Raw genomic sequence first — 24949 nt, 5'->3', positions numbered from 1 at the left:
TTCGAGGATAATCAAAACGTCATGACGCGTATGAAATATCTGGTGGCTGCCGCCACGTTGAGCCTGGTGCTGACCGGTTGCTCCAGTAACAAGGACGTGGTTCCCGATAACCCGCCTTCTGAGCTCTATGCTACCGCTCAGCAAAAACTGCAGGACGGTAACTTTAAGGGAGCTATTACGCAACTAGAAGCGTTAGATAACCGCTATCCTTTCGGGCCTTACTCCCAACAAGTTCAGCTTGATTTGATTTATGCGTATTATAAATCTGCTGATCTGCCGTTGGCGCAAGCCTCAATCGATCGCTTTATGCGCCTCAATCCAACACATCCTAACATCGATTACGTATTATATATGCGTGGTTTGACTGACATGGCTCTGGATGACAGCGCATTGCAAGGTTTCTTCGGGATTGATCGTTCAGACCGCGACCCGCAACATGCCAAGGCCGCATTCCGCGATTTTAACCAGTTGATTCAAAACTATCCGAACAGCCAGTACGCAACTGATGCGCAAAAACGCCTGACGTTCTTGAAAAATCGTCTGGCCAAGCATGAACTGGCCGTGGCGCAATATTACACTAAACGAGGCGCTTACGTCGCGGTAGTTAACCGTGTAGAACAAATGTTGAGAGATTATCCTGATACTCAAGCAACCCGTGATGCGTTGCCATTGATGGAAAATGCTTATAAACAACTGCAACTCAATGCCGAGGCAGACAAAGTTGCCAAGATAATTGCAGCGAACCCAGCCTGATATTGTCTGGCTCGATAAAATAACAAACGGCAGCCTAGGCTGCCGTTTTCAATTCTTGCCTTACGGCAGATGTTCACTTTACTGGTGTAGGCCGAGAAAACTCACTGCATCAGACTATCGCGCTAATATCCTATCTAAAACAGAAAAATAACGCCGTTTTTAACTGAATGCAGGCAATATAACTTATCAATAATGCGGCATTATAATCAATGATTCAAGCCCCCAGCCGCTATTCCTGACGTTGAATCACAGTTCCCATGACCTTTGCAAAAAGTGACAAAAAAAAGTGACCTTGATCATACATTTTGTGAGAAAGAGAGGTATGCTGAAGTTATCCAAGACGGAGCAGACAGAGAGGTAAGTCATATGACAGTCAACATTACCAGTAAGCAAATGGATATTACCCCAGCAATTCGCAAGCATGTTGAAGACCGTCTCACCAAACTGGATAAATGGCAGGCCCAGTTAATAAACCCGCACATCGTACTGTCTAAAGGTCCACAAGGATTTGTTGCCGATGCAACTATCAGTACACCAATGGGGCCATTGGTTGCCAGTGCCAAACATGATGATATGTATGCTGCAATTAATGAGCTTATCACCAAACTAGAACGCCAATTAAATAAAGTGCAGCACAAAGGTGAAGCTCGCCGCGCAGCAAGTAGTGTTAAAGAAGCTAATCTGGAATCAGTAGATGTAGAGGAAGAAGAGTCCGAGCAAGAACAATAGCCGGAGCCATCCATCTCATTTCGGATCTAACGCGCCTTTGGGCGCGTTTTTTATTGACAGCAATTCAGGCTGGCGGTTAATTTAGAGTCTGATCAGTTTTAAGAACTGACTTTCTTTACTATTTTTTTCGTGGCAACACACTTACGAGTAAAACAGGTAACCAGTAACGATGATCAATAAAGTGTTTTTCTTCGCATTCTTTTTTACCTTCCCCTGATTGGGAGGCGTTTCGTCGTGTGATAAAGAATGCGAAGACGAACAACAAAGCCTCCCAAGCGGGAGGCTTTTTTTATGTGTATATCCTCGTCATACTTCAAGCTGCATGTGCATTGGCTACCTTCCTGCTGCTCGAATTATTTAGGGTATAATCATTCAGAAAAATAAGGCAAATCCCTATGACCGATAATCCATTACTGGTGCTACGTGAACGCATCAGCGCACTAGACTTAAAACTGCTCGCCTTGCTGGCAGAGCGGCGTGAATTAGCAGTGGATGTCGCTAAAGCTAAGCAGCTCCATCATCGTCCTATTCGCGATAAAGAGCGTGAACGTGACTTACTGGATGCCTTGATAACTGCCGCTAAGCCCTATGACCTCGACGGATTCTATGTCACTCGTCTGTTCCAACTTATTATCGAAGACTCGGTCTTAACTCAGCAGGCACTGTTACAACATCAGCTTAATCAAACCGCCCTGCATTCTGCCCGTATCGCTTTCCTGGGCCCAAAAGGCTCTTATTCACATCTGGCTGCACGTCAATATGCCGCTCGTCATTTTGAGCAACTGATTGAATGTGGTTGTCAGAAATTCCAAGATATTTTCACTCAGGTAGAAACCGGGCAAGCGGATTACGCCGTCTTACCGATAGAGAACACCAGTTCCGGCTCTATTAACGACGTTTATGATTTGCTGCAACACACCAGTTTGTTCATCGTAGGGGAAATAACCAACCCTATTGACCACTGTGTTCTGGTTGCAACTGAAACTGACCTGAGCAAAATCGAAACCGTATACAGTCACCCACAACCTTTCCAGCAGTGCAGCCAGTTCATTAATCGTTTCCCTCATTGGAAAATTGAGTATTGCGAAAGCACTGCTGCGGCGATGGAAAAAGTGGCACAAATGAACTCGCCAACAGCCGCCGCTCTGGGTAGTGAAGCCGGTGGTGCACTGTATAATTTGCAGGTGCTGGAACATAATCTGGCGAATCAGCAACAAAATATCACTCGCTTCATTGTTCTTGCCCGTAAGTCCATTGAAGTTTCAGAGCAGATACCGGCCAAAACCACCTTAATTATGGCGACGGGTCAGCAATCAGGGGCACTGGTTGAAGCACTATTAGTGCTGCGAGACCACGGTATCATCATGACGAAACTGGAATCCCGCCCGATTAATGGCAATCCGTGGGAAGAGATGTTTTATATTGATGTGCAGGCTAATTTACGGTCCGATTCGATGCAAAAAGCGCTGGCAGACTTAGCACCTATTACCCGTTCATTGAAAATATTGGGTTGCTACCCAAGCGAGAACGTGATTCCGGTCAATCCAAGTTAACGCAGCTTTAGAGATTCACAACGCTTAGGATTTACAAGGCCCAAGGATGGGCCGAGTAACAAGTGCAACCAATGACGGGTATGATTATAGCCGGCTATCGTTCGCCTGACGCAGCAATGAACGGCTCTCCACCAGAAAACGCTCTGCATAATCGCCAAACCAGTGCTCAACTTTCTGAAAACTTTGGACAAAGGCTTGTTTATCACTCTGCTCGAGCAAAGTAATCGCTTCACCAAAGCGTTTGTAATAACGTTTAATTAGCGCCAGATTATCTTCCGAAGACATAATAATATCGGCATAAAGCTGTGGGTCTTGCGCAAACAACCGCCCAACCATCGCCAGTTCCAGACGATAAATCGGTGAAGACAGTGCCAACAATTGCTCTAGCTGCACGTTTTCCTCAGCCAGATGTAGCCCATAGGCAAAGGTCGCAAAATGCCGTAATGCCTGAATAAATGCCATATTCTGATCATGTTCGACAGCGCTGATGCGGTGTAATCTTGCCCCCCATACCTGTAACTGCTCCAACAGCCACTGGTATGCTTGCGGGTCGCGACCATCACAATACACCACCACTTGCTTCGCCAGACTGCCCACATCAGGGCCAAACATCGGATGCAGACCCACAACCGGCCCTTCATGAGCAGCCAGCATGGCTTGCAGCGGCTTGTTTTTCACCGAAGCGAGATCCAATAAAATGCAATCTGGCGGTAATTTTGGCAATCGCCCAATCACTTCTTCAGTGATATGGATGGGTACACTAACAATCACCATACCAGCATCCGCCAGAATGGACTCAGCCTGTGGCCAGTCCTCTTGCTCCAGTGTTTTCACCTGGTAACCAGACAAGCCCAGCATGCGGCTAAATAAACGCCCCATCTGCCCTTGCCCACCGATAATGACTACGGGCCGCAATTGTGGGCACAAGGTTTTAAAACCTTTGTCATTCTCGCTGGTATAAGACTCTCGCATTATCCGACGCAATACGTCTTCAATCAAATCCGGCGGTACACCTAAAGCCTCAGCTTCCTGTCGGCGTGAGGCCAACATCAAAGCCTCACGATCTGGAACATAAATAGGTAAACCATAACGGCTTTTAACTTCACCTACTTCTGCCACTAAATGCAGGCGTTTAGCCAGCAAGTCCAACAGGGCTTTATCGACTTCATCAATTTGATCGCGTAAAGCGGTCAGTTCAGCCACCATACTTACTCTTCCTCTACAGTCCGTGCCGCCAGCACTGAACGCAATTCTTGATGCATGCCACGTAACAAGGTTTCGGTGCTTTCCCAGTTAATACAGGCATCGGTCACTGAAACCCCGTAGTGCATAGCAGTACGGGGTTGTTCAGATGACTGATTCCCTTCGTGGATATGGCTTTCCAACATCACACCGGTGATAGAACGATTACCCGCCTTGATCTGTTCAACCACAGATTCAGCGACGGCAGTCTGGCGACGGTAGTCTTTATTCGAATTACCATGACTGCAATCTATCATTAAGGATGGAGTGAGTCCCGCATCCTGCATCTGTTTTTCACACTGAGCGACATCTTGTGCACTGTAGTTAGGGGTTTTGCCACCACGTAAAATCACATGACCGTGTGGATTGCCCTGGGTTTGCAACAAACAAACCTGACCGGATTGGTTAATTCCCATAAAGCGATGTGGCATAGCCGCAGCACGCATTGCATTGATTGCGGTGCCCAAACTGCCATCAGTACCATTCTTGAATCCAACTGGCATGGATAAACCAGATGCCATTTCACGGTGAGTTTGTGATTCAGTGGTACGCGCACCAATTGCTGACCAACTGAACAAATCACCCAGGTATTGCGGGCTATTCGGATCCAGTGCCTCAGTTGCCAACGGCAACCCCATACCCACTAAATCCAGCAGTAATCGACGGGCAATATGTAAGCCAGCTTCCACATCGAAAGAGCCATCCATTGCCGGGTCGTTGATAAGGCCTTTCCAACCGACAGTAGTTCTTGGTTTTTCAAAATAGACACGCATAACGATATATAAGCTATCACTCAACTCCGCAGAGAGTGTTTTCAAACGACGCGCATAATCCAGAGCAGCATCCACATCGTGGATCGAACATGGGCCACAAACGACTAATAAACGTGGATCTCGTCCTTGAACAATGTCAGCAATGGTTTTGCGAGCGGATTCAATCGCATACTGATCATTGTCGCTCAAAGGAAACTGGTTTTTCAGTTCTTCCGGGGTTATCAGTATTTGTTCAGCACTGATATGGACATTATTGAGCGCATCTTTTTGCATGATCATATTCTTTACCCTATCTCTGTTTAGCGGATGTCGTTTAGCGTATTTATCGTTTGATGGGGTACACAATACCATGGCGTGTAAAGTTTTCAATCCATATGTGTAAATAAATAATTACCACACTTTTACCACCCTATTTCTGTCCGACTTTTGCGGTAAGTCGCAGTTTCCGCAGATGGTCCCAACCTCCCTCGGAGGCCATGATAGAATGCGGAAAATTTGTGGAGGCTGTATGTTAAGAGTCATCATCGTCGACGATGAGCAACCTGCGCGTGAAGATTTACGCGAAAGACTAAGTGAAGAACACGATATTGAGATCGTCGCCGAATGCAGTAATGCACTGGAAGCAATCCCTGCAATCCAGCGCTTACAGCCCGACGTGGTGTTTCTCGACATCCAAATGCCAAGAATTAATGGCCTGGAATTGGCATCAATGTTGAATCCAGAAAACATGCCACACATCGTGTTTGTTACCGCTTACGATGAATATGCTATCCGTGCATTTGAAGAGCACGCCTTTGACTATCTGTTAAAACCACTCGATTATCAACGGCTGGCAAAAACGCTAATACGCTTAAGACGCGGCCTTACCGTAAATAATAATTTACATAAAATCACTGACCCCATGCTGCGGCATATCCCCTGTTCCGGTCATAACCGTATTTTTTTGCTGAAAATTGAAGAAGTAGAATATCTAAGCTCTGAGCTTAGCGGGGTGCATGTCGTCGGGACAGTGCAATCAGGCTATACCCAGTTGTCACTCAAAACACTCGAAGAAAAAACACCATTTATCCGCTGCCACCGTCAATATATGGTGAATACTGAACAACTGGGAGAAATTCAACTGATGGATAACGGCTCAGCCGAAGTGATTACCCGTAGCGGTAGGCATATCCCGGTGAGTCGCCGCTACTTAAAATCACTGAAGGAGAAATTAGGTATTAGTTGAGAGATGTGGCAGTTAAAAATCACAGAAAATTCCCCGACCGATTGTACGCTTTATCAATGCATGCCAATCATTAACAGCATGGCGGTGCCAACGCAAAAGGAAAACCGCCCTCAAGTTATGATCCAATTGATAATATTAATGTGTTAAAACGGGAAATAATAAGTGTTATTAGAAAATTAACACATTAATTGAATACAATATTTATACATTATTTTCACAATCAGACCATATATCCCATAATTCCCTCCTCACGCCACTTTAATTAATTAGAAAAGTCTGGGCTGATATAAAAATAGAGGCAGATCTCAGATTTAATTAATTACATAACTAAACAATACTCCCTTGATATTAGCCAGGTTTTAATCAATACAATCTGTGCTCTGATAGAGAAAGTCGAGTAAGAGCCATGCTCATTGCTTAAAACCAGCAAATACCTAACCGAATTTCATTCATGTTGGAAGCAAGGGAACGTTATGATAACACTACAATTTATAATTATAATTATATGTCTACTACTGGGGACACGCTACGGAGGTATGGGGCTGGGGTTAATAAGTGGTATCGGCTTATTTATTCTAACCTTTATCTTTGGGCTTGAACCAGGGAAACCACCAGTAGATGTCATGCTCACCATATTAGCTGTTATTGGTTGTGCATCTGTATTACAAACTGCCGGTGGATTAAATGTAATGATGCAATTTGCCGAGCGCTTATTACGTCGGCACCCTCAGCATATTACGCTACTAGCTCCATTTACAACCTGGTCATTAACCTTTTTATGTGGCACCGGGCACGTTGTTTATACCATGTTCCCGATTATTTCTGATATTGCCATTAAGAAAGGTATTCGCCCGGAACGACCAATGGCTGTTGCATCCGTTGCTTCACAAATGGCTATTACCGCCTCACCCGTATCGGTAGCTGTCGTATCATTAGTATCAATTATTGGTGCCAACCACGGTATCGGCCATGCTTACAGCATTCTGGAGATTCTGGCCGTATCAGTCCCAGCCTCTTTAGTTGGGGTACTAATGGCAGCCTTGTGGAGTCTGCGTCGTGGTAAAGACCTGGATAAAGACCCTGATTTTCAAGAGAGAATTAAAGATCCAGAGCAACGCTCCTTTATCTATGGTTCAACAGATACATTATTGAATCAGGTTTTCCCGAAACAAGCCTACTGGTCTACCTGGATATTCTTCGCAGCTATCGCAATAGTGGTATTACTGGGCGCTTTTGCTGATCTGCGACCAGCCTTTGAAGTTAAGGGCAAATTGCAGTCACTGTCAATGAACCTGGTTATTCAGATGATGATGCTGATAGCTGGTGCGGTTATATTGATGGGCTGTAAAGTTAAACCCAGTGATATCTCTAACGGTGCCGTATTTAAAGCTGGCATGGTTGCTATCTTCTCGGTATTCGGTGTTGCCTGGATGAGTGATACCTTCTTCCAAGCCCATATGGGTGATTTGAAACTGGTATTGGAAGATGTCGTGAAAAGTAAGCCTTGGACTTATGCCATTGTTCTGTTCTTGGTTTCCAAACTGGTAAACAGCCAAGCGGCAGCATTAGCCGCCATCGCACCAATGGGCCTGCAACTTGGTGTTGATCCTAAAATGTTGATTGCCTTCTTCCCTGCAGCTTATGGCTACTTTGTTCTGCCAACTTATCCAAGCGACCTTGCTTGCATCGGTTTTGACCGTTCAGGTACCACCAAGATTGGTAAATTTATCATTAACCATAGTTTTATCATCCCAGGTCTTATCGGTGTTATTAGCTCGTGTATCACCGGTTACCTACTGGTAACGACCTTTATGTAATTACTCGGTATACAGATGATATGCAAAGAGGCCAGTCCATTGTGAACTGGCCTCTTTAATTTTGTGGCATAAGAATTTCATGCTGTGAACAAAATATCTGTTTTTATTATTTTATTACTCACAGTAAAAAGTTGATACACTCTTTTTATTACATTTTAAGAATTAACTCATCGGAAAAACCTTCTTATTATAATTAATTATTCAATCCGAAATATCTTCTGATTTAGTTGGATCACAACTGCTACAATGCGGGCCGCAGCACAAAAATCATTTTTTTCACCATGGGCCTATTATGTTTTCTTTGCGTCATACCAGGGCGTTGCCGTTTTATCTCAGCGCAATCGCTTTATCCCTCATCAGCACTTCAGTTCTTGCTGATGGGACTGTTTTTACTGCCTTAGATGATCCAGCTACAGCCAAGAAGAGCTTTGATGGTACTGTCGAGGCTGGCTATACCGCACAATCAGGTAATACCACTAACTCAACGTTGACCGCTAACTCAACGTTAACCTGGTTCCAACCTAACACCGCCTATAGTTTGTGGGGAGCCGCACGTAATACCAGCGCTAACAATCAACGCTCTTCCGAACGTTACCAGCTAGGCGGGCGTACCCGCTATAATCTGACTGACAGTAACTACCTGTTCGGGCAAGCCAGTTGGCTGAATGATCGCTACAACGGTTTTGATTCCCGGTCGGTATTAACTACCGGTTATGGCCGCCAGATTATGACCACACCGTTGCACAACCTACGGGTGGAATTTGGTCCCGGTGTTCGCCACGATGAATTTTATGGTGGTGGTCGAGCCACTAAAGCATTGGCTTATGGCGGTGCGAACTATACCTATCAACTAACTGATAATACGGTGTTTAGCGAAGGGGTTTCCGCATTAGCGAACGAAGAAACTACACTGAACTCTGAAACTGCGTTAAATGTTGCCATCAATAAAAGTTTCGCACTGCGCCTGGCTTATGTTGTGACTTATAACACTAAGCCACCTGCCAGCGCGCCTAAAAATACTGATACCACAACATCAATAACTCTGGTTTACGGCCTGTAATCATCTATTAGTCTCTTTAGCGTGGTGTGATGCCACGCTAATTATCTCAGTTCGCCTTCCCCCACTTATCGCGCTGAAATCTCTGTCGTTTTTTTGTCATCATTGAAATAAAAAAAGGGGTCAGCCGATGGCTAACCCCTTCATAACTATTAACTTTTGGATGCAGCGCTAGCTGTATCTTAGTTAAGACGCTCTTTAATACGAGCAGACTTACCAGTACGCTCACGCAGATAGTACAGTTTCGCTTGACGAACGGCACCACGACGTTTCACAGTAATGCTGTCGATTACTGGGGAGTGAGTTTGGAATACACGCTCAACACCTTCGCCGTTGGAAATTTTACGAACGGTGAACGCAGAATGCAGACCGCGGTTACGAATAGCGATAACCACGCCCTCGAATGCCTGCAGACGCTTTTTAGAACCTTCAACAACCCATACCTTCACTTCCACGGAATCACCCGGACGGAATGCAGGTACGTCCTGCTTCATCTGCTCTTGTTCGATTTGCTTGATAATATTGCTCATAATAAGTCTCTTACCCTAGGTAAACTGATATATCAGGAAGTTGGCACGCGGCACAACACTCCTTTCATAGTTCTGTTGCTTCAGGGCTTGTGTTCCCGTTGGAACTCAGCCAGCAACACCATTTGCTCGTCAGTCAGAGCTAGGCTTTCTAGAAGTTCAGGTCTTCTAAGCCAGGTACGGCCCAGCGACTGCTTTAAGCGCCAGCGACGAATCTCGGCATGGTTGCCCGACAGTAATACTGGCGGAACTTCCATCCCTTCTAACACCTCAGGACGAGTGTAGTGTGGGCAATCCAGCAATCCATCAACAAAGGAATCTTCCTCTGCTGAAGCCTGATGACCTAGCACTCCCGGGATAAAGCGGGATACTGAATCTATCAGAGCCATTGCCGGCAGCTCTCCACCGCTGAGAACGTAATCACCAATTGACCATTCTTCATCAATTTCGGTTTTCAGTACGCGCTCATCAACACCTTCGTACCGACCACATACCAGAATCATCTTCTGATTGGTAGCCAATTCGCAAACACCCTGTTGGTCCAGTTTGCGCCCTTGAGGTGACAGATAAATCACCTTTGCTCCCTCGCCTGCCGCTGCTTTTGCTGCATGAATGGCTTCCCTTAGCGGTTGCACCATCATCAGCATTCCCGGGCCACCGCCGTATGGGCGGTCATCCACGGTACGATGCCGATCGTAGGTAAAGTCACGAGGACTCCAACACTGCACGCTCAGCAGGCCATTTTTTACTGCCCGGCCAGTTACCCCGTAATCGGTTATTGCGCGGAACATCTCGGGAAACAGGCTAATAACACCGATCCACATCGTTTTGTTCCACTCACTTTTGCCGTTTAATTCGGAGGTCAAAAACCAGGATCCCAATCTACCTCAACACGTTGAGCAGTGAGATCGACTTTCTTGATAACCTGCCCATGAAGAAACGGGACCAACCGCTCCTTCATACCGAATGCATCTTTCAGGTTTGCCTTCACTACCATCACATCGTTAGAACCGGTTTCCATCATATCGATGATTTTACCCAGTTCGTAACCCGTGGTTGTTACTACCTGACAGCCCATAAGGTCTTTCCAGTAGTAATCATCCTCTTCTAGTGCGGGTAGTTGCTTGGAATCTACGATAATTTCGCAATTAGTCAGTAAATTCGCGGCATCCCGATCGTCAACACCTTTAACTTTGATGATCAGATCTTGACTGTGGCGCTTCCAGTCTTCCAACTCGACATGCTGCCACTTACCGGCCTGCTGGATAAACCACGGCTGGTAATCAAAAATGCTTTCGGCGTTTTCGGTGGATGAAAATACTCTGAGCCAACCGCGAATGCCGTAAGTTGAACCCATTTTACCGAGTACAATCGGCTGATCGGGAACCACTGGATTGAGTTGCTTGCTCATAATAACCACCACCGCGACAGATTAAGCTGCTTTCTTAGCGTCTTTGATCAGCGCAGATACGCGATCAGAAACTGTTGCACCCAGGCCAACCCAATGTTCGATACGGTCCAGGTCCAAACGCAGAGCTTCAGCCTGACCAGCTGCGATCGGGTTAAAGAAGCCTACACGTTCGATAAAACGACCGTCACGAGCATTACGGCTGTCGGTCACTACTACTTGATAGAACGGACGCTTTTTAGCGCCGCCACGAGCCAAACGAATTGTTACCATAACATCCTCTTTAGTTAATAAAACAACTGGACCCCATCGGGGAACGGGGTCCAGTTGCAATATAAAAAGCCCGAAAATTTTACTCATTTTGGCGCAAAAAGCAATCTAAAGCGTAGATTCCTGTGCGCTAGTTTTGGAATGAGTACAGTTTTCTTCGTTTACCGCCGTTTTCAGCGGGAAATCATTACTCATCTCACACGGTTAACACCACTGCGTGAAATATACCCTTCGTACTTGAAACCACAGGGTTGTTGGCTGCGCGCACTAACCCGAATCATTTACTTGAGTAAGTTCATCGTGATTAGTTTACTGGCCGCCTACCTGAAACCCCAATCACTTTGGGTATGACGTTTAGCGGCCTGGGAAACCCGGTGGCATCATACCCTTCATGCCACGCATCATTTTAGCCAAGCCACCATTCTTCATTTTCTTCATCATGCGCTGCATTTCATCAAACTGCTTAAGTAAGCGGTTAACATCCTGTACCTGCACGCCAGAACCAGTAGCAATACGGCGCTTACGCGAGCCTTTGATGATCTCTGGTTTAGCACGTTCTTTCAGCGTCATCGAATTGATGATGGCCTCCATACGTACCGTCACCTTATCGTCCATCTGCGATTTCACGTTTTCTGGCAACTGACCGGCACCCGGCATTTTACTCAACATGCTGGCCATACCGCCCATATTGCGCATTTGCTTCAACTGATCAAGGAAGTCGTTGAGATCGAAACCATCACCTTTTTTCAGCTTGGTGGCTAGTTTCTCCGCCTGTGCACGGTCAACTTTGCTTTCGATATCTTCAATCAGCGACAGCACGTCGCCCATCCCCAGAATGCGTGAAGCCACGCGATCCGGGTGGAATGGTTCCAGTGCGTCGGACTTTTCACCCACGCCCAAGAATTTAATCGGCTTGCCGGTAATATGGCGGATAGACAGAGCCGCACCACCACGAGCATCACCATCAACTTTGGTCAGCACCACACCCGTGAGCGGCAACGCTTCGTTGAATGCTTTCGCCGTGTTTGCAGCATCCTGACCGGTCATTGCATCGACGACAAACAAGGTTTCAACCGGATTAATCGCGGCATGAATCTGTTTGATCTCGTCCATCATCGCTTCATCGACGTGCAAGCGACCGGCGGTATCGACAATCAGAACATCATAAAACTTAAGTTTTGCCTGTTGCAGGGCACGATTAACAATATCAATCGGCTTTTCTTGTACATCAGACGGGAAGAAATCAATATCAACACCCTGTGCCAGCGTCTCCAACTGTTTGATCGCCGCAGGGCGATACACGTCGGCAGACACAACCAGCACTTTTTTCTTCTGTTTCTCTTTAAGGAACTTACCCAGTTTGGCCACACTGGTGGTTTTACCCGCCCCTTGCAGACCGGCCATTAACACCACTGCTGGCGGTTGAGCGGCCAGATTCAGTTCGTTATTGACCTCACCCATGGCGGTGATAAGTTCATTTTTAACTATTTTGACGAATTCTTGGCCTGGTGTGAGGCTTTTATTCACCTCATGCCCGACAGCACGCTCTTTTACCCGGTTGATAAAGTCACGAACCACCGGCAGGGCTACGTCAGCTTCCAGTAACGCCATGCGCACTTCACGCAGCGTTTCTTTAATATTTTCTTCTGTCAGCCGGCCACGGCCGCTGATATTGCGCAGTGTGCGCGACAATCGATCAGTTAAGTTCTCAAACATTGTCTCATACTCAACGTGGAAACAGGCCGCTCTGGCGACACAATGGGGGGATTATAACACGAAGCTTAAACGATCTCTGCTCTCACGTCGGAGAACGGTTGGAGAGGAACGCGCTCAACGCTATACTGGCTATCTAATTCACTTAGCCGATACTCATATACCGCTATGCCCGTGTTCTCCATTTTGGCTTTGATCGCTTATTTGCTCAGCCTGGGCCTGATTGTCCCAAGCTTGGTGCAGAAAAATAGTGCTTACCGGCGGTTAGCGCTGGTTTCTGCCGTCGTGGCTCTAGTGTGCCATGCTATTGCTCTGAAGCATCAGATTTTTGATGTCGGTGGGGGCCAAAACCTCACTTTATTGAATATTGGCTCCATCGTGGGGTTGATGATCTGCACTATCATGACTATCGTCGCCTCACGGGGGCGCGGTTGGTTCTTGCTGCCGATTGTCTATAGCTTCGCCATGATCAACCTGGCCCTTGCCAGTTTGCTACCGGGCGAGTTTATTACTCATCTGGAAACCAGCCCCACCATATTCGTTCACATTGGGTTGGCGCTTTTTGCTTACGCGACACTTATTATCGCAGCGTTATATGCATTACAACTGGCTTGGCTCGATTATCAGTTAAAGAATAAAAAACTGACATTTAATGCAGACATGCCACCATTAATGAGTATTGAGCGTAAAATGTTCCATATCACCCAAATTGGGGTGGTATTACTGACACTGACGCTGTGTACTGGTTTACTTTATATGGACAACATATTTAGTAAAGAAAACGTCCATAAAGCGGTGTTATCGATCATGGCCTGGTTTGTCTATATTGTTCTATTATGGGGCCATTACCATGAAGGCTGGCGTGGGCGTAGAGTGATTTGGTTCAGCTTCGCTGGTGCATTTCTACTTACGCTGGCCTATTTTGGCAGCCGCTTGGTGCAGGAAATTATAGTTCCTTAATCATCCTCTCCATCATCAGCGTATGGATCAGTTGAACTGACAGAGCCACCATCGCCATTAAGGAATACAGTGTTGGATCACGTATCAACTAGCACGCTGATCATTATTCTGGTCATTATGGTCGTGGTCTCGGCTTATTTTTCTGCCTCCGAAACCGGTATGATGACCCTTAACCGCTATCGTTTGCGCCATTTATCCAAACAGGGTAATCGCGCCGCACGGCGAGTTGAGAAACTACTAAGACGTCCCGATCGCCTGATAAGTCTGGTGTTAATCGGCAACAACCTGGTTAATATTTTGGCATCCGCCTTGGCAACTATTGTTGGTATCCGCTTATACGGGAATGCCGGAGTCGCAATAGCAACCGGAGTGCTGACTTTTGTGGTGTTGATTTTTGCTGAGGTGATGCCGAAAACTATCGCGGCACTTTATCCTGAACGTGTCGCCTTCCCCAGCAGTTTCTTACTGGTTCCCCTACAGAAAATTATGCTGCCACTGGTATGGTTGTTAAATACCATTACGCGCGCGCTGATGCGTCTGTGTGGCATTAGAGGGAATGTTCACAGAAGCGATGCCGTCAGCAAAGATGAATTGCGCAGTATTGTGAATGAATCCCACTCACAAATATCCCGCCGTAATCAAGATATGTTGATATCGGTACTGGACTTGGAAAAAGTTACAGTTAGCGACATCATGGTGCCACGCAATGAAGTGGTCGGTATTGACATCAATGATGACTGGAAGTCAATCATGCGCCAGTTAACCCACTCACCACATGGGCGCATCGTGTTGTATCGCCAGTCATTGGACGATGCCATCGGCATGTTACGTGTGCGGGAAGCCTATCGATTGATGACGGAGAAAAAAGAGTTCAATAAAGAGAATTTGCTGCGCGCAGCTGATGAAATTTACTTTATTCCAGAAGGCACACCACTGAATGTGCAACTGGTGAAATTCCAGAGAAATAAAGAGAAAGTCGGCATGATTGTCGATGAATATGGTGATATTCAAGGGTTGGTGACAGTTGAAGATATTTTGGAAGAGATCGTTGGCGACTTTACCACGTCAATGTCCCCAACACTGGCAGAAGAGGTCAATCCGCAAAGCGATGGTTCAGTACTCATTGATGGTAGCGCCAGCGTTCGCGAACTGAACAAAGCATTCAACTGGTCACTTCCGATCGATGCCCGTACCATCAATGGCATGCTGCTGGAAGAGCTACAAGAGATCCCACAGGTAGGTGCTCAGGTCCGTATCGGCAATTACCTAATTGATGTTCTGGATGTACAAGAGAACATGATTAAACAGGTGCGAGTCGCCCCCATAGTGTCTCAAGGCAGCTCCGCCTAACTGCGTAACCAATGCGGCTAGCGAACATAAAAAAGACGCCTTATCAGCGTCTTTTTTGCATTAGCCTATCGAAAACTAAATATGTAATTCAGATAGTTTTTCTTTCGGCAGCGCCAGTTCTTCGTTGTGATTGATACGTACATCACGATCAAGGATACCTTTGGCAATCGCCTGAGCCTCCTCCAGTGAGTGCATATGATAAGTACCGCACTGATACTCATTCAGTTCAGGAATTTTCCGTTGGTCGGTTACCTTCAACACATCCGCCATTGCCGCTTTCCAGGCATTAGCAACGCGTTGCTCATCCGGCGTACCAATCAGGCTCATATAGAAACCGGTACGGCATCCCATTGGCGAGATATCGATAATCTCAACACCGTTGCCATTGAGGTGGTTACGCATAAAACCGGCAAATAGATGCTCCAGTGTATGAATCCCGCGTTCCGGCATCACTTCTTTATTTGGCACACAGAAGCGCAAATCAAATACAGTTATCTCGTCGCCATGAGGGGTTTTCATCGTCTTAGCAACACGCACAGCCGGTGCTTTCATAATGGTATGGTCTACGGTAAAGCTATCCAATAATGGCATTTAGTCACCTCCTCATAAAAAAATAATTTTTTATCTGATCTTTTTTCGCAATCCGTGAAACTTTTTCGAATCCTGTGCGTCTTAATATGTGAAAGACGCGCATTTGTTATCATCATCCCTGTTATCAGAGATGTTAATTTGGCCACAGCAATGTGGCCTTTTCTTTTTATTGGCCGCCATGAAGCAGCAAATATTCTTCAAAGCTTAGTTGATCTTTGAGTTCCAGATCACGCTGGCGCTGCCATGAAGCATCTCGCTCTGCGCTTAATTGCTCTTCTGTCAGTAATTCCAATGGTTCATTTTGCAGCATCTCCTTGTATCGCTCCGCGAGTTCAAGGCCAATACCACCAATACCACCTTCTTTCATCGCTTGCAAAATACGCGCGGAGAATGTCAGGCTTGGATCATCAAAATACGCCACAAGCTCATCACAAACTTGTTGATATTCAGTACTGTCTTTGCCATCCAGCACTTCTGCAACACGGCGCAGGTCTGCAAACAGATCTTTTCCGACCTTTTCCAGCGGTTCACGGGTATCGTTGCATCCCCTGCCAATCGTCTGCCCCGGCTTACGCCCTTCTAAAATAACCCGATTCCAGTTCTTACGGGTACACAGTAGTTCATCACTGCTCATTTCAGGCGCATCGGCCAATACACACCAAATCAGGAATAGATCGAGGAACCGTGCCTGTACTGCATCAACGCCAATCGGTGAGAATGGGTTAATGTCCAGAGAGCGCACTTCGATATATTCAATGCCGCCACGTAGCAAAGCATCTGACGGTGATTCGCCAGCCCGGGTAACCCGTTTTGGCCGAATAGGGGCATACAATTCATTTTCAATCTGCAATACATTGGTATTCAATTGCAGATGACGGTCACCGTCTTTTAGCCCCAGTGCTGCGTACTCTTCTGATGGCGTTTGGATCGCACGTTTCAGCCCAGCAACATAGGTGTGCAGGTCATTAAACGTGATACCCAAATTGCTTTGTGATTTATTGGTATAACCCAAATCACTCAGACGTAAAGAGGTGGCATAGGGCAAATAACACATCCCCTTATCATTACGCTCGAAGGGTAATGCCGTCTCGCGCCCTTGCAGGAACGATGAGCAAATCGCCGGTGAAGCACCAAACAGATATGGAATAACCCAACCAAAACGGTAGTAGTTGCGAATCAGTCGGAAATAGCCCGCTGAGATCTCTTCCTTACCGCTTTTTTCATCGGTGATACCTGCCCATGCCTGCCAAAACTCCAGCGGCAAAGAGAAGTTATAGTGCACTCCAGAGATAGTTTGCATCAACGCACCGTAACGGTTTTTTAAACCTTCACGGTAAAGTGTTTTGAAACGGCCAATATTAGAAGAACCATACTTAGCCAATTCAATATCCTGCTCAGCCTCAATAAAGCAAGGCATACTGAGCGGCCACATACGTTCATCACCCAGTTTACGTGCCGTATAACGGTGGATATCACGTAAAAAAGTCAGCAAATGGTCAATATCACCATCGACTGGAGTAATGAATTCCAACAATGCCTCAGCAAAATCAGTGGTAATCCATTGATGTGTCAGGGCTGCACCCAATGACTCTGGATGACCCGTCGAGGCTAATTGGCCATCGGCAGTCACTCTCAATGTTTCCCGCTCGATACCGCGACGGATCCCTTTCAGGGCTTTAGGGTGCGCTTCCAGCCAAGTTAGCGCGTGTGATACATCCGGGATCAAATCGACCTCCCGCTCTTGAAAACCATAACTCGCCAGCATACTGAAACTGCATCGAGGTGACTATGTAAGTTTGTCACATTCTTTACTGCCACCAGGCGATTCCTTGCAACGTAATTACCGTTAATACGATATAACGTAATGCTTTTCCCAAACACAGAAAAAAAGCCACAAGACCCCAGGGCATTCGCAACCAGCCTGCCAACACACACATCAAATCGCCCACTATCGGTAGCCAGCTCAATAACAAAGCCGCTGGGCCAAAACGTTGGAGCCAGCCTAATGCTGTACTCATCCCCCGCTGTGGCTTTAGCTCCGGTAATAAACGTCCTATAACAACATTTGTTAGCCCCCCAAGGGTATTTCCGACAGTGGCAGATAACACCAGCATCATTGCCGGCGCACTACCTGCCGTTAATAGAGTGACTAACAGAATTTCAGAATTTCCGGGTAAGAGCGTCGCACTGAGGAAGCTACTCCCGAATAAAGAAGCAATAGCTAGCGTACTACTCACAACAGGCGCACATCAACTATTGCCATATTGGCCCTTTTAGCCGCTTCAACACCAAAGTCAGCATCTTCGAAGACGACACATTTATCTGGCTGCACGCCGAGTAACTGCGCACAGCGTAAAAATGTCTCAGGCTCTGGTTTATGTTTGGTGACATCATCAGCACCGACAACGGCCGCGAAATAACCGCGCAGACCCAGATGACACAAGAGCATCTCTGCCATAGCATGCTCGCTTCCTGTCCCTACAGCCATAGGTATACGCCCATGATAGGCTTTAACCACGTCTATGAGCGGTAGAGGCTTCACATTATCCAACAGCATCGTCTTCACTAATGCTGTTTTCTCAGTGGCCAATAAATGAGGATCCAAATCAGATTGATGATTAGCGATGATTGCCTGGGCAATTCGCCAAGTCGGTGCGCCATTCAAAGCCACCATCGCTTGATCATCGAAATGCATACCATAAGGCGTTAGCACCTGACGCCAGGCCTGACGATGTGTGGACTCAGTGTCCAGAATGGTGCCATCCATATCAAAAATCAGGCCTTCGTAGCGATCGTACATCGTGGCCCCGCGCCTAGGAATAAATGAAAAGCTACTTTATCGCAAACTAACTAAATTGTCGCTTACTGTATAATTGCATGAATTTACTTGATAAATAATAAATTCAGCTTAATAAAGTTGCTATTTGATATAGAAGAAACCAATGAGTTGAAGCGTTGATTACGAGATAAGAGAATTCAGGTATTTCGTTTTGCTGGGCTATAGGGAACATGAAGCAAAAACTAAAAAGCAGAAAACCCCGCCGTAGCGAGGTTTCTTAATATGGTGCACCCAGGAAGATTCGAACTTCCGACCGCTCGGTTCGTAGCCGAGTACTCTATCCAGCTGAGCTATGGGTGCGATTTTTATTTCTAATTTTACGGAGGCGTTTCAGCAAGTGAAACTTAACAACAAGATGTATGACCTAGAAGATGGTGCACCCAGGAAGATTCGAACTTCCGACCGCTCGGTTCGTAGCCGAGTACTCTATCCAGCTGAGCTATGGGTGCAATTAATTCTTTGACACTACCTGATGTTCATTTGACTATTTCACCATACTGCAAAATATGGTGCACCCAGGAAGATTCGAACTTCCGACCGCTCGGTTCGTAGCCGAGTACTCTATCCAGCTGAGCTATGGGTGCATAGTAAATGGCGGTGAGGGAGGGATTCGAACCCTCGATACAGCTTTTGACCGTATACTCCCTTAGCAGGGGAGCGCCTTCAGCCTCTCGGCCACCTCACCATACGCTTCTTTCGAATTGTGCCTGACTTGCTTTTGAAGAAGCTCATCGGCACTGCGTGGCGCACATATTACTTTCCCGCACTTATAAGTCAAACAATTTTTCCCAACTCACGTTCATTTGCACAATTCACACACAACATGACCAGTTTGACGTCAAAAAGAGTGTTTTATCAACAGGCAAGATAGTGTTTATTGCGGCGTAATTCGATAGAGGAAAAAATAAAACTCTCACCAGCGGCCAATTAAAGAGATTGAAAATAGAAAATTATTACAGGGAGAAGAAGGTTAAAAGGAGATAAAACAGCAGAACTGAGAAGAATAGACAGCAGTAGCGTCTCGTATAACACGAGACGCTGCTTCAAAATCAGTAAGTCGTCGGTTGAGACTTTTCTGCTTGGATGCGCTGGTAGATCTCTTCACGGTGAACAGAAACCTCTTTCGGAGCATTTACACCAATTCGAACTTGGTTGCCTTTAACCCCTAATACAGTAACCGTAACCTCATCGCCAATCATGAGTGTTTCACCAACTCGACGAGTCAGAATAAGCATTCTTTGCTCCTTGAAAAATTAAAAGAGTCGGGTCTCTCAGTTTCCCCGCCATTATCCATCATACACCGTGAAAACGTAAGCCATCACATTCACATAAAATGTAAGTAGCTTGGTCGAGTCTCTAACTAATACAAGTTTAGCTGAAGCAAACAACTTTGCGTTTAACTTTGTTTTCGAACTATGACATGAAAATTGAAAAACGCCATACCCAGCATAGAGATATGGCGTATTGATTTAATAGGTCATTACTTGCTTATAACCGGGAAGCTACCCAAGCGTCTACGCTTGCCAATGCCGCTGGCAATGCCAGAACATCAGTACCACCCGCTTGTGCCATATCAGGCCGTCCACCGCCTTTACCGCCCACTTGCAGGGCAATATCTGCGATTAACTCACCTGCTTTTACTTTTCCGGTAAGATCTTTGGTTACACCAACAATCAGGCTGACCTTATCATCCGCTGTTGTTGCCAGCACAATAATGGCCGACCCCAGTTGATTTTTAAGATCATCAACCATGGTACGCAGCATTTTTGGTTCAACATTGTCTAACTGACTAACGAGTAACTTCACACCGTTAACCAATTTCGCACTTGATGACAATGACGCACTTTCTTGAGCGGCTTGTTGATCTTTCAGTTGCTGGAGTTCACGTTCCAGCAGTTTACTGCGATCTAACACGGCACGGACTTTATCTGCCAAATTATGGGTATCACCCTTCACCAGATGAGCAACATCCGCCAGCAGGTCAGTTTGCTGGTGTAGCAGTGCAATAGCCCCCTCTCCAGTGACTGCCTCGATACGGCGGATACCTGCCGCCGTACCTGATTCAGACAGGATGCGGAACAAGCCAATATCACCAGTGCGGCTGGCGTGAATACCGCCACACAGCTCAGTTGAGAAATCGCCCATGGTTAATACTCGTACCTGGTCGTCATACTTCTCACCAAACAGGGCCATCGCCCCTTTTTCTTTGGCCGCATCCAGTTCCATCACTTCTGTCTGGACTGGCAAGTTACGGCGAATCTGCTCGTTGACCAGATCTTCTACCTGACGAATTTGTTCTGGCTTCATCGCTTCAAAATGAGAGAAGTCAAAACGCAAATACTTGTCGTTAACTAACGAGCCTTTCTGAGCAACGTGCTCACCCAGCGTTTTACGCAATGCCGCATGCAGTAAATGGGTTGCGGAGTGGTTCAACCGAATGCGATTACGACGTGCGACGTCAACCTGAGCATCAATACTGTGGTTAACTCGCAGAGTACCTTGAGTCAATTGCCCCAAGTGACCGATAGCCTGACCGTATTTCTGAGTGTCCGCTACCACGAAGGTGGCGGTAGCATTTTTAAGTTCGCCTTTGTCACCAACCTGACCACCAGACTCACCATAAAATGGTGTTTGATTCAAGACAACAACTGCCTCTTCACCGGCATTAATTTCATCAACGGCTACCCCGTTGCGGAACAATGCGGTAACGGTAGCTTGTTGATGAACATGGTCATAACCCGAGAACTGGCTCGCGCTATCAACACGGATCATACTATTATAATCTGCACCAAAACCACTGGATTCGCGGGCACGACGACGCTGAGCTTCCATCGCTTGTTCAAAACCAGCTTCATCCACTTTCAGATTACGCTCACGACAAACATCAGCAGTTAAATCAACCGGGAAGCCGTAAGTATCATATAAGCGGAAAGCCGTCTCACCGTCGAGGGTGTCACCGGTCAATTTACTGAGCTCTTCATCCAGCAGGGCTAAGCCACGCTCTAAGGTGCGCGCAAACTGCTCTTCTTCAGTTTTCAGAACTTGTTCAACCATCGCCTGCTGTTGTTTCAATTCAGCAGCAGCAGATCCCATCACGGCAATCAACGGAGCAACTAATTTGTAGAAGAAAGTCTCTTTAGCCCCCAACATGTTGCCATGGCGAATAGCGCGGCGAATAATACGACGCAAAACATAACCACGGTTTTCATTTGACGGGATAACCCCATCAGAAATCAGGAAGGCACAAGATCGAATATGGTCAGCGATGACACGCAGCGACTTGCTGGAAAGATCGGTTGCACCAGTGGCTTGCGCCACCGCTTTAATCAAATCGCGGAACAGGTCAATCTCATAGTTAGAATTAACGTGTTGTAATACCGCAGCAATACGCTCAAGCCCCATACCGGTATCAACCGAGGGCTTAGGCAATGGCAGCATAGTGCCATCTGACTGGCGGTTAAACTGCATGAAGACGAGATTCCAGATCTCAATATAGCGATCGCCATCTTCTTCTGCCGACCCAGGAGGTCCGCCCCAGATATGGTCACCATGATCAAAGAAAATCTCTGTGCATGGACCACATGGACCGGTATCACCCATTTGCCAGAAGTTATCTGACGCAAAAGCACCACCTTTGTTATCACCGATACGAATGATACGTTCACGAGGAACACCAACGTCGTTAGCCCAGATTTCATAGGCTTCATCATCGGTTTCGTAGACGGTTACCCAAAGTTTTTCTTTTGGTAAGTTAAACCACTGTTCGCTGGTCAATAATTCCCAAGCGAAACTGATAGCATCATGTTTGAAATAATCACCAAAGCTGAAGTTACCCAACATTTCGAAAAATGTGTGATGACGCGCGGTATAACCTACGTTTTCCAGATCGTTATGCTTACCACCTGCACGCACACAACGTTGAGAGGTCGTTGCACGAGAATAGGCCCGTTTATCCAAACCTAAGAAAACGTCCTTGAACTGGTTCATCCCCGCATTGGTAAACAACAGCGTCGGGTCATTATTGGGAACCAAAGAGCTGCTTGATACAACCTGGTGTCCCTTGCTATGGAAGAAATCGAGAAACGCTTGACGAATCTCAGCGGTGCTCTTGCTCATAATTGCCCCGGAAACAAGCTAAAAGAATGGCCCGCAAGCATATTGCGCATCAATTATTGATAACGCAGTGGGTAAGCTCACGAACAAAAAGTGGGAATAAGATAAATTTTCTTCGAGGGGAAGTAAAATCCCGCGTGCATTCATTCGACAAAATCATTGTAAATCGACTGAATTTCTTCTTGGAAGAAGCCACGATAGAGGAGATAACGCTGAACTTTCGCCTTTTCTTTCCACTCAAGAGGTAAAGTTTCACTAAATTTACGCTGTGCGACTTCTTTTGCGAGCAGACACCAGTCGATTTCACTGATTTCAAAAGCAGCTTGAATTAGTTCTTTATCGACCCCTTTTTGCATCAATTCCGAACGGATGCGCTGTGCCCCATATCCTTTCCGACTACGGCTATTAATATAACTGGTGGCAAAGCGGGAATCGTCTAACCAATCGTGTTGATAGCAATAAGCAATAACTTGTTCGATAGCTTGAGGATCAATATCTTCGACAGGTTTGCTATTTTCACCGCTGGTGCGCCTACCCCAATTCCCTTTTGCCGAAAAAGGCTGGGCTGCAAGCTTACGGCGCAACTCCGATTCACTATGATCACGCTGAGAGAGTAATCTCATGGCACGGCTTAACAGGTCATTCATATACCCTTCTTACTTGAGGTTACTGCTGTGTTAGCGGCTCTCACTCGCCCGAATTACTGACAAGGGTCAGTTCATCGGAACTCATTCGTTGGCTACCTTGCTGTAATCAAATTATTTTGGGTAACAGCCTTCTCTCTCGGCGTTGCAGGTAGGTACGGGCTCTGATTATTTTGGATATGAGCAGGAGTGGAGAGCTGAATACGAATTGCTATTTACTTACTCAAGCGGCCCAATTAATGGGCCGCTTGTTAACTACTTAATCTGCTGATACTAACGCGCTGTTTTAACCTTATTAATTAAAACTCTTCGCTAGTTTCATCAGTCTCATCGGCAAATGCTGCTGTTGCTACAGGTTGTTCGCCGTTCCCACCGTTAAGTAGCATTTCACGCAGTTTTTTATCCAACTCTGCCGCAACCGCTGGGTTTTCTTTTAAATAGTTGCTGGCATTCGCTTTACCTTGACCAATTTTGTCGCCGTTGTAGCTATACCATGCACCTGCTTTCTCAATCAGTTTGTGTTTAACACCCAAATCAACGAGTTCGCCGTTAATATTGATGCCTTCACCGTACAGAATCTGGAATTCAGCTTGTTTAAATGGCGCTGCAATTTTGTTTTTCACAACTTTAACGCGAGTTTCGCTACCAACAACTACATCGCCTTCTTTTACTGCGCCAATACGGCGAATATCCAAACGCACAGACGCGTAAAATTTAAGTGCGTTACCACCGGTGGTAGTTTCAGGGTTACCAAACATAACGCCGATCTTCATACGAATCTGGTTAATGAAGATCAGTAAGGTATTCGCATTCTTCAAGTTACCCGCCAGCTTACGCATAGCCTGGCTCATCATACGTGCCGCAAGGCCCATGTGAGAGTCACCGATTTCGCCTTCAATCTCGGCTTTAGGCGTCAATGCAGCAACCGAGTCAACGATGATAACGTCAACAGCACCAGAACGAGTCAATGCATCACAGATTTCCAATGCTTGCTCACCAGTATCTGGCTGAGAACAAAGCAGGTTATCAATATCTACACCTAATTTTTTGGCATAAATTGGGTCAAGAGCATGCTCAGCATCGATAAATGCACAAGTCTTGCCTTCACGCTGTGCGGAAGCAATAACCTGTAACGTTAGCGTTGTTTTACCTGATGACTCAGGACCATAAATCTCAACAATACGCCCCATTGGCAAGCCACCGGCTCCCAATGCGATATCAAGAGAAAGGGAACCGGTAGAGATGGTTTCAACATCCATTGAGCGGTCTTCGCCAAGGCGCATAATAGAGCCTTTACCGAATTGTTTTTCAATTTGGCCCAGTGCTGCTGCTAACGCCTTTTGTTTATTCTCATCAATAGCCATTTTTACTCCCTCTCTGGTATG

23 protein-coding genes, 4 tRNA genes and 1 other annotated feature are annotated in these 24949 nt (G+C 46.3%); of the genes, 8 read left to right on the top strand and 19 right to left on the bottom strand.

Annotation, left to right across the window (positions count from 1 at the left end; translation table 11 throughout):
* Nucleotides 1-21: 21 nt before the first annotated feature.
* The 3 genes from bamD (at nt 22) to pheA (ending at nt 3035) form a co-directional block, all read left to right on the top strand.
* Complete coding sequence (gene bamD / locus ACWJJO_RS04815) at nt 22-753, top strand: outer membrane protein assembly factor BamD (protein WP_032905545.1); 732 nt, start codon at nt 22-24, stop codon at nt 751-753.
* A 366-nt stretch (nt 754-1119) separates the two neighbouring features.
* The gene (gene raiA, locus ACWJJO_RS04810) at nt 1120-1482 is read left to right on the top strand and encodes a ribosome-associated translation inhibitor RaiA (protein ID WP_083160217.1); all 363 of its coding nucleotides are present in this window, start codon (nt 1120-1122) and stop codon (nt 1480-1482) included.
* Nucleotides 1483-1650: 168 nt separating this feature from the next.
* Nucleotides 1651-1775 (top strand) — a sequence feature (Phe leader region).
* A gap of 102 nt (nt 1776-1877) precedes the next feature.
* Nucleotides 1878-3035 carry a bifunctional chorismate mutase/prephenate dehydratase gene (gene pheA, locus ACWJJO_RS04805; RefSeq protein WP_083160219.1) on the top strand — a complete coding sequence of 386 codons (1158 nt, stop codon included), beginning with the start codon at nt 1878-1880 and terminating at the stop codon, nt 3033-3035.
* 84 nt (nt 3036-3119) lie between these two features.
* Here pheA and tyrA read toward each other — a convergent pair whose 3' ends face one another.
* Together tyrA and ACWJJO_RS04795 are read right to left on the bottom strand one after the other, a co-directional pair.
* The gene (gene tyrA, locus ACWJJO_RS04800) at nt 3120-4241 is read right to left on the bottom strand and encodes a bifunctional chorismate mutase/prephenate dehydrogenase (RefSeq protein ID WP_083160221.1); all 1122 of its coding nucleotides are present in this window, start codon (nt 4239-4241) and stop codon (nt 3120-3122) included.
* A gap of 2 nt (nt 4242-4243) precedes the next feature.
* On the bottom strand, nt 4244-5323 hold the full coding sequence (locus tag ACWJJO_RS04795; RefSeq protein ID WP_083160223.1) for a 3-deoxy-7-phosphoheptulonate synthase: 1080 nt from the start codon (nt 5321-5323) through the stop codon (nt 4244-4246).
* Nucleotides 5324-5558: 235 nt separating this feature from the next.
* Here ACWJJO_RS04795 and btsR point away from each other — a divergent pair, with 235 nt between their 5' ends.
* From btsR to ACWJJO_RS04780, 3 genes are all read left to right on the top strand, one after another.
* Nucleotides 5559-6275 carry a two-component system response regulator BtsR gene (gene btsR / locus ACWJJO_RS04790; protein ID WP_481090689.1) on the top strand — a complete coding sequence of 239 codons (717 nt, stop codon included), beginning with the start codon at nt 5559-5561 and terminating at the stop codon, nt 6273-6275.
* 473 nt (nt 6276-6748) lie between these two features.
* Nucleotides 6749-8092 carry an anaerobic C4-dicarboxylate transporter gene (locus tag ACWJJO_RS04785; protein ID WP_372558120.1) on the top strand — a complete coding sequence of 448 codons (1344 nt, stop codon included), beginning with the start codon at nt 6749-6751 and terminating at the stop codon, nt 8090-8092.
* A 292-nt stretch (nt 8093-8384) separates the two neighbouring features.
* Nucleotides 8385-9152 carry a DUF481 domain-containing protein gene (locus ACWJJO_RS04780; protein WP_083160229.1) on the top strand — a complete coding sequence of 256 codons (768 nt, stop codon included), beginning with the start codon at nt 8385-8387 and terminating at the stop codon, nt 9150-9152.
* A gap of 179 nt (nt 9153-9331) precedes the next feature.
* Here the strand turns inward: ACWJJO_RS04780 and rplS are convergent, their stop codons facing one another.
* From rplS to ffh, 5 genes are all read right to left on the bottom strand, one after another.
* Nucleotides 9332-9679 (bottom strand): 50S ribosomal protein L19, encoded by a 348-nt coding sequence (gene rplS / locus ACWJJO_RS04775; protein ID WP_005182038.1) that lies wholly within the window; start codon nt 9677-9679, stop codon nt 9332-9334.
* Between the two features lie 80 nt (nt 9680-9759).
* On the bottom strand, nt 9760-10500 hold the full coding sequence (gene trmD, locus ACWJJO_RS04770) for a tRNA (guanosine(37)-N1)-methyltransferase TrmD (RefSeq protein ID WP_005182033.1): 741 nt from the start codon (nt 10498-10500) through the stop codon (nt 9760-9762).
* Between the two features lie 38 nt (nt 10501-10538).
* Complete coding sequence (rimM, locus tag ACWJJO_RS04765) at nt 10539-11087, bottom strand: ribosome maturation factor RimM (RefSeq protein ID WP_032905542.1); 549 nt, start codon at nt 11085-11087, stop codon at nt 10539-10541.
* 21 nt (nt 11088-11108) lie between these two features.
* Nucleotides 11109-11357 (bottom strand): 30S ribosomal protein S16, encoded by a 249-nt coding sequence (rpsP, locus tag ACWJJO_RS04760; protein ID WP_005182026.1) that lies wholly within the window; start codon nt 11355-11357, stop codon nt 11109-11111.
* Nucleotides 11358-11708: 351 nt separating this feature from the next.
* The gene (gene ffh, locus ACWJJO_RS04755; protein ID WP_083160233.1) at nt 11709-13070 is read right to left on the bottom strand and encodes a signal recognition particle protein; all 1362 of its coding nucleotides are present in this window, start codon (nt 13068-13070) and stop codon (nt 11709-11711) included.
* A 165-nt stretch (nt 13071-13235) separates the two neighbouring features.
* On the opposite strand from ffh, the gene ACWJJO_RS04750 reads away from it, so the two are divergent.
* Together ACWJJO_RS04750 and ACWJJO_RS04745 are read left to right on the top strand one after the other, a co-directional pair.
* The gene (locus ACWJJO_RS04750) at nt 13236-14027 is read left to right on the top strand and encodes a cytochrome C assembly family protein (RefSeq protein WP_083160235.1); all 792 of its coding nucleotides are present in this window, start codon (nt 13236-13238) and stop codon (nt 14025-14027) included.
* Between the two features lie 72 nt (nt 14028-14099).
* A complete protein-coding gene (locus ACWJJO_RS04745; RefSeq protein WP_193784716.1) occupies nt 14100-15377 on the top strand; it encodes an HlyC/CorC family transporter in 1278 nt (425 codons plus the stop codon).
* Between the two features lie 75 nt (nt 15378-15452).
* On the opposite strand, the gene luxS is transcribed toward ACWJJO_RS04745, so the two are convergent.
* From luxS to recA, 12 genes are all read right to left on the bottom strand, one after another.
* A complete protein-coding gene (gene luxS, locus ACWJJO_RS04740) occupies nt 15453-15968 on the bottom strand; it encodes an S-ribosylhomocysteine lyase (protein ID WP_083160240.1) in 516 nt (171 codons plus the stop codon).
* 166 nt (nt 15969-16134) lie between these two features.
* Nucleotides 16135-17733: a glutamate--cysteine ligase gene (gene gshA / locus ACWJJO_RS04735; RefSeq protein WP_481090688.1), complete on the bottom strand. Its 1599-nt coding sequence runs from the start codon at nt 17731-17733 to the stop codon at nt 16135-16137.
* A 43-nt stretch (nt 17734-17776) separates the two neighbouring features.
* Nucleotides 17777-18205: a YqaA family protein gene (locus tag ACWJJO_RS04730; protein WP_083160242.1), complete on the bottom strand. Its 429-nt coding sequence runs from the start codon at nt 18203-18205 to the stop codon at nt 17777-17779.
* Nucleotides 18202-18768, bottom strand: a complete 567-nt coding sequence (gene yqaB / locus ACWJJO_RS04725; RefSeq protein ID WP_083160244.1) for a fructose-1-phosphate/6-phosphogluconate phosphatase — start codon at nt 18766-18768, stop codon at nt 18202-18204. Before yqaB ends, ACWJJO_RS04730 begins: the two co-directional genes overlap by 4 nt.
* Before the next feature lie 262 nt (nt 18769-19030).
* Nucleotides 19031-19107 (bottom strand) — tRNA-Arg (locus ACWJJO_RS04720).
* Nucleotides 19108-19179: 72 nt separating this feature from the next.
* Nucleotides 19180-19256, bottom strand: a tRNA-Arg gene (locus tag ACWJJO_RS04715).
* Between the two features lie 58 nt (nt 19257-19314).
* Nucleotides 19315-19391, bottom strand: a tRNA-Arg gene (locus ACWJJO_RS04710).
* An 8-nt stretch (nt 19392-19399) separates the two neighbouring features.
* A tRNA-Ser gene (locus tag ACWJJO_RS04705) sits at nt 19400-19492 on the bottom strand.
* A 364-nt stretch (nt 19493-19856) separates the two neighbouring features.
* Entirely contained in the window at nt 19857-20042 is a 186-nt protein-coding gene (gene csrA / locus ACWJJO_RS04700; RefSeq protein WP_002209449.1) for a carbon storage regulator CsrA, read from the bottom strand.
* 253 nt (nt 20043-20295) lie between these two features.
* Nucleotides 20296-22923 carry an alanine--tRNA ligase gene (gene alaS / locus ACWJJO_RS04695; protein ID WP_372568732.1) on the bottom strand — a complete coding sequence of 876 codons (2628 nt, stop codon included), beginning with the start codon at nt 22921-22923 and terminating at the stop codon, nt 20296-20298.
* A 140-nt stretch (nt 22924-23063) separates the two neighbouring features.
* Entirely contained in the window at nt 23064-23567 is a 504-nt protein-coding gene (gene recX, locus ACWJJO_RS04690; protein ID WP_083160248.1) for a recombination regulator RecX, read from the bottom strand.
* 296 nt (nt 23568-23863) lie between these two features.
* Nucleotides 23864-24928, bottom strand: coding sequence for a recombinase RecA (recA, locus tag ACWJJO_RS04685; RefSeq protein WP_083160250.1), 1065 nt, complete (start codon nt 24926-24928; stop codon nt 23864-23866).
* Between the last annotated feature and the right edge of the window lie 21 nt (nt 24929-24949).

This window comes from Yersinia antarctica (assembly GCF_056636475.1).
Note: the sequence above shows the minus strand (reverse complement) of the source record. Positions and strands in the feature narration are given on the sequence as shown.